This window comes from Mesorhizobium sp. M7A.F.Ca.CA.004.06.1.1, assembly GCF_003999135.1.
GTDB lineage: Bacteria > Pseudomonadota > Alphaproteobacteria > Rhizobiales > Rhizobiaceae > Mesorhizobium.
This window is the reverse complement of the sequence record NZ_RZPQ01000133.1, coordinates 1-10,334: the sequence shown is the minus strand read 5'-3', so window position 1 is coordinate 10,334 and position 10,334 is coordinate 1. Positions and strand designations below refer to the sequence as shown.

General features: G+C 59.4%; 5 protein-coding genes and 2 pseudogenes. All 7 read right to left on the bottom strand.

From position 1 onward, the window contains the following. Positions 1-1,059, bottom strand: a pseudogene (locus EN906_RS11085) (IS5 family transposase); the annotation flags it as partial. Between the two features lie 511 nt (positions 1,060-1,570). After that, positions 1,571-4,060 carry an FAD-dependent oxidoreductase gene (locus EN906_RS11080; RefSeq protein ID WP_127270312.1) on the bottom strand — a complete coding sequence of 830 codons (2,490 nt, stop codon included), beginning with the start codon at positions 4,058-4,060 and terminating at the stop codon, positions 1,571-1,573. A 708-nt stretch (positions 4,061-4,768) separates the two neighbouring features. Next, positions 4,769-5,698, bottom strand: coding sequence for an electron transfer flavoprotein subunit alpha/FixB family protein (locus EN906_RS11075; protein ID WP_127375173.1), 930 nt, complete (start codon positions 5,696-5,698; stop codon positions 4,769-4,771). 23 nt (positions 5,699-5,721) lie between these two features. After that, positions 5,722-6,471: an electron transfer flavoprotein subunit beta/FixA family protein gene (locus EN906_RS11070; protein ID WP_127375172.1), complete on the bottom strand. Its 750-nt coding sequence runs from the start codon at positions 6,469-6,471 to the stop codon at positions 5,722-5,724. A 289-nt stretch (positions 6,472-6,760) separates the two neighbouring features. Then, entirely contained in the window at positions 6,761-7,930 is a 1,170-nt protein-coding gene (locus tag EN906_RS11065) for a M20 aminoacylase family protein (RefSeq protein WP_127270769.1), read from the bottom strand. 776 nt (positions 7,931-8,706) lie between these two features. After that, positions 8,707-9,493, bottom strand: a pseudogene (locus EN906_RS11060) (crotonase/enoyl-CoA hydratase family protein). Beyond that, a complete protein-coding gene (locus EN906_RS11055; protein WP_127375174.1) occupies positions 9,490-10,323 on the bottom strand; it encodes a hydroxymethylglutaryl-CoA lyase in 834 nt (277 codons plus the stop codon). Before EN906_RS11055 ends, EN906_RS11060 begins: the two are co-directional and overlap by 4 nt. Positions 10,324-10,334 lie beyond the last annotated feature (11 nt).

The following is a 10,334-nucleotide window of genomic DNA, read 5'->3' as shown; positions in this document are numbered from 1 at the left end:
GGTGCGTTGTGGCCGCGATAGCCGGCGTCGGCGAGGATGCGGCCGATCTCGTTGCCGATGGTCTTTTCCATGTCGGGGATGACGCTTGCCAGCGTGTGGCCGTCATAGGGATTGCCGGGCAGTGCTTTTGCATGCAGGGCGAACTGGCCGCCCCTGGAGCGCTTCAGCGTGGTGGCCACCGACACCTTCACCCCGAACTCGTAGGGCGCATGCGCCTTGCCCTTGCCGATGCATTCCACCTCGTGTGCGTGCAGGCTGTAGATCTTGCGGCCGCGCTGGCGCTGGCGTTGCTCGAGAACGGTGGCGGCCTGGTAGAGCGGCCATTTGAACAGCGTCCAGCCCCTGATCGCCGGCGATCTGGCGACCAATGTCGCGAATGGTCCGGCCGAGATAGGTCTTGAGCTTGCGTAGCGCCTTGTTGGCCCGCTTGAACTGCTTGGCGTGGGCATAGCGCTGGTGGCTGATCAGCGCCAGCTTGCCGACCCGCACATAACTCTGGCGCAAATGGAGACCCGTCCTCTTGGCCAGCCGCACCAGCCGTTCGCGTGCCCGATGGATGAGCTTGGCGTCGGTCGGGAACATGACGTTCTTCGGCTGCACGGTGGTGTCGACGATCACCTGGCGCGTGTCGGCCGGTTTCATCGCCCCGGTCTTGACCGCGAGGCTGAGGCTCTCCTGCAACAGCACCATAATCCGCTCCTCGCCCATACGGCTGCGCCAACGCGTCATCGAGGAGCGGTCGAACGGCAGCGTATGGCAAAAGAACGTCTCGCCGGTGAGATACTGGAAATAAGGGTTCTCCACCCAGCGCTCGCACAGCACCTCATCCGACAGGTTGAAGGTGTGCTTGAGGATCGCCAGCCCCGCCATCAGCCGGGTCGGCAGCGGCGGCATGCCGGGGCCGTCCGAATAGACGGCGCCGAAACGCTCCTCCAGCACCGGCCAGTCGATCGCCTGCGCCAGCCGCACCAGCTCGTGCTTCATGTTGATGATTTGGTCGAGCCTGGAGCGGAACAGGTCCTGCTCTCCCGTCTCGCGCTTCTCGCGTGGCCTGGACATTCGCTGTCCCCTCGATTCGCCGCCGCCGAACCGAGTGAATCACGCTCCGCGCCACAAGGGAATCGCAAAACCGAATTGCAGGAAAACAGCCCCAATAAACCGCTAATCCTGCAATTCAAAAGACGCTATCCGCCTCAATCAACAGGCCAGATCAATGGCTTGCGGATAGTTCACGGCGACTGTCCCGAGTCCGGTGGTCCTCCTCGACCTGAGGGTTAGAAGCTTTTCCAAGCCTCTCGCGCAACGCCGAGACCTCGAGCCGATCGCCAGGGCGTTGCACTTACGAGTCGAGCGCCGTTCTTGAGCTTCTCGTGCACCACGGTCTTGCGATCAACCCTCGCATGCGTCCCGCTTCGACAGACTCGCCCTAAGTGAATTGCACCAGATTCGCACAGGCTACAAAGTGAACAGAGCTAACGGACAGATCGGGGAGCACGTCAACGAAGACTATGTCCGACGCCGCGTGCGAACTCCGATTGCTTGGGCTGACCTGGTCCGCTTGGATCCAAAGTCAAGCCCGCACCCGCTCGCTCTTCGGGTCATACATTGGTTTAAGCGAGACTTCGGCGGCAAAGCGCTCGCCAGCTATCTCAATCTCGTAAGAAGAGGAAAGGAGAGCTGCCTCGCTCTCACTTTTGCAAGGTACATAGCCAAGGCCGATGGCTCCTCCAAGCGTATGACCGTAGCTTCCGGAGGTGATGGTTCCCGCAATCCGACCGTCACGGAAGATGACCTCGTTGTGGTGAAGTAGTGGACTGGGGTTTTTCAGCCGGAACTGAACCAGCCGACGGTCGAGCCCCGCTTCACGTTTTCTCAGCACCGCATCTCTCCCAATAAATCCTGGCTTTGCCGTCTTGACGGCGAAGCCCAACCCCGCTTCGAGCACATGATCCGCGCTGCCAATATCATCGCCAAGATGCCGATATGCCTTCTCGATGCGGCATGAGCCAATGGCATGCAGTCCACACAGCTTGAGGCCAACATCTGCGCCCGCCGCCTCAATTACTTCGAAGACATGCGCGGCTTGATCAGTCGGGACGTAAATCTCCCAGCCCAGTTCGCCGACATAGGTCACTCTATGCGCTCGCGCCAAACCCATTCCGATTTCAATTTCCTGGAAGGTGCTGAAGGGATTGTTGCCATTGGAGAAATCATTCGGGCTAACTCTGCCGAGCAGTTCGCGCGAATTCGGCCCCATGACCGCGAGAACGCTTTCCGAGGCGGATATATCGGTGATAACGACGAACTCGTCGCCTACATGCCGCCTCAACCAGCACAGATCGCGTTGCAGATCGAAGGCCGACACCACGAGCAGGAAAGCAGTCTCGCCGAGACGACTCACCGTGAGATCGCTCTCTATCCCGCCCCGCTCGTTTAGCATTTGTGTATAGACGATCCGGCCGACCGGCACCTCGACGTCGTTGGAGCAGAGCCGTTGGAGAAACCTGCATGCGTCTCGTCCCTCCACTCGGATTTTCCCGAATGGACTCAAATCGAAAATACCGACCCGTTCACGCACCGCCACATGCTCTTCGCGCTGGTTTTCGAACCAGTTCTGGCGGCCCCAAGAGTACCGATATTCGCGCTCCTGGCCCTCTCGGGCAAACCAGTTGGGTCGTTCCCAGCCTGCGGCTTCGCCGAACACGGCTCGGCGCGCTCTAAGGTGTTCATGAATTGGTGACCGTCGAATTCCGCGCGATGTTGTCATTTGACGGGCGGGAAAGTGGTCGGCATAGGTAAGCCCCACGATCTCCGTAACCCGCTCCTTCAGGTAGGAACGATTCTTCTGAAACGGCTGCATCCGACGGATGTCAACTCCTGAAACGTCGAGAGGCGGTTCGCCGTCATTCATCCACTGCGACAGAATAAAGCCCGCTGGTCCTGAGCCGGCTATCCCTCCCGTGTTGTAGCCACATGCTACCCAATAGCCCCTCAGGTTAGGAGCTTCTCCTAGGTGGAAGCGATCGTCAGGCGTGAAGCTCTCAGGTCCATTGAAGAAGGTGCGAATACCAACCTTGCCCAACATCGGCATGCGCTTTAGGGCCTTCTCCATAATGGGTTCGAAATGCGCAAAATCCTCTGGCAACTGGTCAAAGCAAAAGCTTTCGGGAATGCCGTCCATACCCCATGGCTTAGCCTTCGGTTCTACCGCCCCAAAGAGGATCTTCCCTGCATCTTCTTTGTAGTACGTATGTTCGTCCGGAACCCGAATGATCGGCAGTCGTGTAAGCCCTTCTATTGCCTCCGTGATCAAATAGAAATGTTCACAAGCATGCAAGGGAATCGCCACGTCGCTTCTAGAGCCAAATTCCCGAGCCCACATTCCTGCACAGTTTACCACGTGCTCTGTTTCAATCTCTCCACGCTCGCCATTCTTCTCCCACGTCACGCTTGACACCCGGCCGTTTTTCGACCGAACGCCGGTTACCTTCACTCCTTCATAGATGGCAGCACCGCGTTGCCGTGCGCCCCTGGCAAGCGCCATCGCGACATTTCCTGGATCACATTGCCCATCATTAGGGAAATGAAGCGCAGCAGAGACGTCCGACACATTGACATGAGGGTACATTTCCTCAAGTTCGCTGGAGGAGATTTTTCGCACCTCTACCCCGAAGGCGTTCGCGACCGAGAACTGCCGCAATAGCTCGTGCTTCCGCTCATCGGTAAGCGCGAGAGCCAACGAGCCGACACGGCGCAATCCAGTTGAAACCCCCGTCTCTGCTTCCAAGCTGGAGTAAAGTTCCATCGTGTACTTTGCCATATTTGTCATATCGGCAGAGCCGCGCAATTCGCTCAGCAATCCGGCAGCGTGCCAAGTTGTTCCGCAGGTCAGTTGCTTACGCTCGAGCAGAATTACGTCGGTCCATCCGAGCTTTGTGAGGTGATATGCAACCGAGCACCCGGAAATACCGCCCCCGATTATGACCGCTCGGGCTTTAGCCGGCAGTGATTTCGCTCCAGATGAGTCGGCAACTTCGTTTAGGGTTGATGCATTCTTCATGGAAATTTAAGCTCCTAGTTAAAGGCTTTTCTCAACATCTTGCAGGTCAGTGGTCGGCCACGCGGCAAGGCGGAGCTCAAAGCGAGCTGGCGGCGGCCCCGGTGTTTTCTATGTTGGCGCGCGCGTTGGCGGGCGCATCGACGAGCCAGAAACCAAGCACGCGACGTTTATGAAGATAGCGGGCTCACTCGGACAGCTCCCCTTCGGCCTGAAAGTTTCAGCGTCGAGCATTGCTATTTTTGCCATTGCTTTCAGTGGGTAATTCATTCACCGAGAGGTGCCTACGTCAAATTCAGTCTATATATTAACGCCATCTGGTTTCGAGATTCTCGGTCCGGTGTAGGTGGAAATGGAGTGTCAGGACATCGCCGAGCCTTGTCCTAGCCACACCTGTGGCGTGGAAAAGAAAAAGGCGCGACGGGCAGCTCTGCGGGCGAGCGCCACAATCTTCTCACCCCGGCCGTTCTGCTTCACCTACGTTGAACTGGGAACGTACTCAGGCCATCCGGAACGGCGTCTGCGGTCTTGATCTGCTCAGTCCACTTCCAGGATGTGCCGCAAGGCTGGGAAAACGAGGCAAATCGCCGGTCGGTTTCTAAATGGCGCTGCGGGGCCATTGCCTGCAAACAGCCACTTAGTCATGGCGACAAACATCCGGAGGCAATGGTCACCGGCAAAGTTTGAGAATGTTAATCGAGATGATGCCCGTCATAGGCGGTTTTGCAGCTCCGGCAGAATGACGAAGAGATCGCCGACGAGGCCGTAGTCGGCAACCTGGAAAATCGGCGCCTCCTCGTCCTTGTTGATGGCGACGATGACCTTCGAATCCTTCATGCCGGCGAGATGTTGGATGGCGCCGGAGATGCCGACCGCGATGTAAAGATCGGGAGCAACCACCTTGCCGGTCTGGCCGACCTGCCAGTCGTTCGGCGCATAGCCGGCATCGACCGCGGCGCGGGAGGCGCCGACGGCGGCACCGAGCTTGTCGGCGACCGGCAGGATGACCTCCTGGAACTTCTCCGCCGAACCCAGCGCACGACCACCCGAGATGATGATCTTGGCCGAGGTCAGCTCCGGACGGTCGGTCTCGGAAAGCTTGTTCTCGACGAAGGTGGACAGGCCGGGATTGGCCGCGGCCTTGACGGTCTCGACCGCCGCCGAGCCGCCCTCGGGGGCTGCCTGGAACGAGGCCGTGCGCACCGTGATCACCTTCTTGGCGTCGCTCGACTGCACCGTCTGGATGGCGTTGCCGGCATAGATCGGCCGCTTGAAGGTGTCGGGCGATACGACTTCGATGATCTCGGACACCTGCGCGACATCGAGCAGCGCTGCGACGCGCGGCGCGACATTCTTGCCCGACGAGGTCGCCGGCGCGATGATGGTGTCGTAGGCGCCTGCCAACGACACAATGAGCGCTGCCGTCGGTTCGGCCAGGCGCTCGGCAAGTTCGTCTGCCTCGGCCAGCAACACCTTGCTCACGCCCTTGAGCTTGGCGGCAGCGTCGGCTGCCGGCTTGGCGCCCTTGCCGGCAACCAGCACATGCACGTCCGAGCCGATCTGCAGCGCCGCCGACAGCGCCTTGGCGGTCTGGTCGGAAAGCGTTGCGTTGTCGTGTTCTGCGATGAGGAGAATAGCCATTTTTCTGTTCCTTTCCCGATCGCTTACAACACGCCGGCTTCGTTCTTGAGCTTGTCGACCAGCTCAGTGACGCTCTTGACCTTGACGCCTGCCTTGCGGCCGCTCGGCTCCTCGGTCTTGATGACCTTCAGCCGCGGCTTGACGTCGGCGCCGTAGTCGGCCGGGCTCTTCTCGTCGAGCTGCTTCTTCTTGGCCTTCATGATGTTGGGCAGCGAGGCATAGCGCGGCTGGTTGAGGCGAAGGTCGGCGGTGACGATCACCGGCATCTTCAGTTCCACGGTCTGCAGGCCGCCGTCGACCTCGCACGTCACCTTGGCCTTGTCGCCGTCGAGCACGATCTTGGAAGCGAAGGTGCCCTGCGCCCAGCCAAGCAGTGCCGCCAGCATCTGGCCGGTCTGGTTGGAGTCGTCGTCGATCGCCTGCTTGCCGAGAATGACGAGGCCGGGCTGCTCGGCGTCGACGACGCCTTTCAGCACCTTGGCGACGCCGAGCGGCTCGGTCTGTTCGTCGGTCTTGACCAGGATGGCGCGGTCGGCGCCCATGGCGAGCGCGGTGCGCAGTGTTTCCTGCGCCTGCTGCGGGCCGATCGAGACGACGATGATTTCTTCAGCCTTGCCGGCTTCCTTCAGCCGGATTGCTTCTTCCACCGCGATTTCGTCAAACGGGTTCATCGCCATCTTGACGTTGGCGAGCTCCACCGCCGAACCATCAGCCTTCACGCGAACCTTGACGTTCGCATCCACAACCCGCTTCACCGGGACGAGAACTTTCATTCAGTCTCTCCTATTCCGCTCTGGCAGCGCCTACAACACGCTCCAGAAGTTAGCGCATTGGCGATCCATAAGATCCCCGCCGCTTCGTTGTTGATAGTGATATCTGCGGCCGTCACGCTGGCTGTCCGCTGGCTCAGGCAACCGTAACCAACGAAACTATCTGATGTAGCAAACGGAGTAGTTTTCAGAAGCGGTCGGTCCTCAGCGCGTAGGAGCGTGAGGTATTTTTATACTCATGACTTTTCTTCTGAATACGAGTTCGCACGCAAACTGGTGGGGACAGTCGAGCTCACATAGGCAACACTGTCTCGACCACATTTACCCAATAGCCTATCCCATAAGGCAAGGCTTCGTCATTGAAGTCATAGGCGGGGTGATGCAGAAGAGCGGTAGGTCCATTCCCAAGGAAGATAAAACTACCTGGCCGCTTCTCAAGCATATAGGCAAAGTCCTCCGCACCTATACGTGGCTTCATCTTATGATTCACCGATGCAGGCCCGACTAGGTCGCGTGCCGCCTTAGCCGCTAAAGTAGTTTCCTCCGTGCAGTTGACAGTGACCGGAACGGAGCGACGGTATTTGAATTCGATATCCGCGCCGAAGCCGCGCGCAATGCCCTGTGCGGCTGCCGCAATCTCTTGTTCGGCGAAGTCTCGCAGGGCTGGCACGAGAGTTCTGACCGTTCCGGCAATTTCAACTTGATCGGGAATGATGTTGTAAGCCTGTGCGGCCTTCAGCTTGGTGACGGAAATCACCAGAGACTCCATGGGGTCGGTTTTGCGAGAGATTAAGATTTGTAGGCCGACGATAATCTGTGCTGCTATGGTGACGGGATCGATAGTTCTATGTGGGTAAGCCGCATGGCCGCCCCTGCCCTTCACAACAATGTCGAAGTCGTCCTGCGAGCCCATGATAGGACCATCGCAGATGGCGAATTTGCCAATTTCCATGCCTGGCAAGTTATGCATGCCGAAAACCTGGGATATGTCGAAACGGTCCATAATGCCTTCCTGGACCATCCTTTGAGCTCCCGTCGGAAATTCTACTTCTTCTGCCGGCTGAAAGATTAAGGCGACGGATCCCCTGAAGTTGCGCGTACTCGCAAGATGTTTCGCAGCACCCAGCAACATAGCTGTATGACCGTCGTGGCCGCATGCATGCATTATGCCTGGGTTTTTCGAGGACCAGGATTTGCCTGACGCCTCAACGATTGGCAGGGCATCCATGTCCGCTCTCAATCCGATCGTCGGTCCATCTCCCCCTTGCCCCTGAATAAGTGCGACGATGCCGGTCTCAGCTATCCCCGTTTCGATATGATTGATCCCGAACGATGCCAGTTTATCGATCACGAACTTCGCTGTGTTGTGTTCCCGATAGTCGAGCTCTGGATTTTCATGGAGGTAGCGTCGCCACTCCGTTGCTTCGCGCTGCAAATCACGGAAGGACTCAACGCTGTGCATCTGAACGTTTCCCAAATTGCGTTTTTTGTTGGCCGATGTTCAGCTTCCAGGAGGGCTAGGTCAAATTCAGTTTGTGTATTGTGATCATCTGGTTTTCAGATGAACTCAGGGTGGTGAAAAGCCTGGGTAGGACCGCGACCGCGACCTGTCTTACCTGAGCGCAAGGCATCTGTCAGATGCGCGTTTTCGCCTTTGAGTCAGCGACTGGAATGCGTTGCTGTCGCGACGGGAAAATGGCACGTGGTCAGCACAGCAGCGGCAGCAAGCGCGGACTTGGTACGTGACGCGCAGCTTGAACACATCTGGCCGGACGCTTCACATGGGAGAACTGCCGCCTGTCTTCCGGCTCGAACCGTCGGAGTCCAATGCTGCGCCATTCTCCGGCGATTGAGATGGGACAGCAGCCCCGGAGGAGGATCGCCGGGCGCCTATCGCGGCAAGTTGACAAGCGGAGCAGTCGTCATGCGGCTGTTCGCGGTGACCCTCCGATCGAATAACCACCCCGGTATTTCCAGCCACCGGTGGGCCAGAAAGGGTGCAGCGGAACACCGCCAGGTCACCCTTCTTGATCGACCGCATGGAGAAAGACCTGCCGGTCAGCCCAGGGATGCCATGGATAAAGAAGTTCGCGATCAACATCGATCTGCGGGCGTTCCATGGTCGAGTTGTACGACGAGATCCATCCTCATTCAGCGCTCAGAATGCGTTCCCTGAGGGAGTTCATTTAGGCACAAATCTACTTGGAGCGACGACCAACGAACGGCTCCCGGCCGGCCTCACGCCTGCCAACGCGGTCTGCGGCGATCGGAGAAGGCCGCGATTCCGTCAGCGGCGTCGGTCGTTTCCCATACATCGGCCAGCAGAGCGACCGTCTCGCCGATCACTGCGTCGTCGATTTCCGACCCAAGTCGGCGCACAAGCGCCTTGGCGGCGGCGACCGCCCGCGGCGAGGCCGAGAGATAGGGCCGGACCTCAGCCTCGACCGCCGCCTCCAAGTCGATCGGCGGCACGACCCGGGAAACCAGTCCGAGGTCGCGGGCTTCATTTGGCGTCGATTATCCTGCCTGACATGAAGACCCGCCGCGCCCGGCCTTCTCCCATCCGAGCCAGAACATAAGGAGAAATCGTAGCAGGGATGAGTCCTAACCGGACCTCGGTGAAACCGAACCTAGCGGTGTCGACGGCCACCGCAACGTCGCAGACGCTCATCAGGCCGAGACCGCCACCGAATGCCTGGCCGTTGATGCGGCCGATCAGGGGTTTGGGTAATTCGTTGAGCGCGCGAAGAGCCAGCGCCAGCTTCATGGCCTCGGCGATTCGCTCGTCACGCGCGGCGGAGGCCTGCGCCCGCATCCAGGCGAGATCGGCGCCCGCACAGAAGCTGTCGCCTTCGCCCGTCAGCACCACCGCTCGCACATTGTCGTCATTGGCGAGCAGTTCGGCGGCGCCCGCAAGTTCGGCGATCATCTGTCCCGACATAGCGTTGTGCTTGTCCGGGCGGACGAGGGTCAACGTAGCGACGCCGATCTCGTCGGTCATGATGCAGATAGTGTCGAAGATCATGGCCGCTCCTCTCTAAGGCTGCCCGCGAAGCGGGCCACCTCCTCCAATCGCTCCATGTCGAGGCAGGTCTCATAGCCCCGGCCCGCTAGCATTGCCGCGACGGCGAGGGTATCGACATTGCCGTTTGCTCCCACGGCGAAGGGGCAGCCGCCAAGTCCGCCAACCGCAGCGTCAAAGGTGCGTAGGCCCTTCTCCAAGCTTACCAGAATGTTATCGAGGGCGCGGCCCCCAGTGTCATGATAATGTCCAGCAAGTCTCCCGGCCGGCACCGCTTCCAACACAGCATCGAGCATGGCCGCGATGGTTGCGGGCGTTCCTTGGCCCGTGGTGTCGCCCAGCGAAATCTCATAGCAGCCCATATCAAGGAGTTCGGTCACAACCTTCACAGCGGCAGCCGGCTGTATCGGTCCTTCGTAAGAGCAGTCGGTGATGCAGGAGACATAGCCTCGCACCGGAATGCCGTCGGCGGCAGCCGCGGCGAGCACAGGGCGGAAACGCTCGAGGCTTTCGGCAATCGAGCAGTTAATGTTCCTGCGGCTAAAAGTTTCGGAGGCTGACGCGAACACGGCGACTTCGCCAGCCTTCGCCGCCCGCGCGGCCTCGTAGCCCTTCATGTTGGGCACCAGCACCGCATAGACGGCGCCGGGCGCACGACGGATGCCGGCCATAACCTCCGCCGCATCAGCCATCTGCGGCACCCATCTCGGCGACACGAAGGAGGTCGCTTCGATCATTTGGAAGCCGCAGTCGGACAGCAAGTCGACGAGCCGGATCTTCTCGGCGGTCGGCACGAGCCGCTTCTCATTCTGTAGGCCGGCGCCGGGGCCCATCTCGGCGATGC

What these genes read in the sequence shown, in the direction of transcription:
- EN906_RS11075 (WP_127375173.1), bottom strand. Translation starts at nt 5,698, where the DNA reads ATGGCTATTCTCCTCATCGCAGAACACGACAACGCAACGCTTTCCGAC.
- EN906_RS11070 (WP_127375172.1), bottom strand. Translation starts at nt 6,471, where the DNA reads ATGAAAGTTCTCGTCCCGGTGAAGCGGGTTGTGGATGCGAACGTCAAG.
- EN906_RS11065 (WP_127270769.1), bottom strand. Translation starts at nt 7,930, where the DNA reads ATGCACAGCGTTGAGTCCTTCCGTGATTTGCAGCGCGAAGCAACGGAG.
- EN906_RS11080 (WP_127270312.1), bottom strand. Translation starts at nt 4,060, where the DNA reads ATGAAGAATGCATCAACCCTAAACGAAGTTGCCGACTCATCTGGAGCG.
- EN906_RS11055 (WP_127375174.1), bottom strand. Translation starts at nt 10,323, where the DNA reads ATGGGCCCCGGCGCCGGCCTACAGAATGAGAAGCGGCTCGTGCCGACC.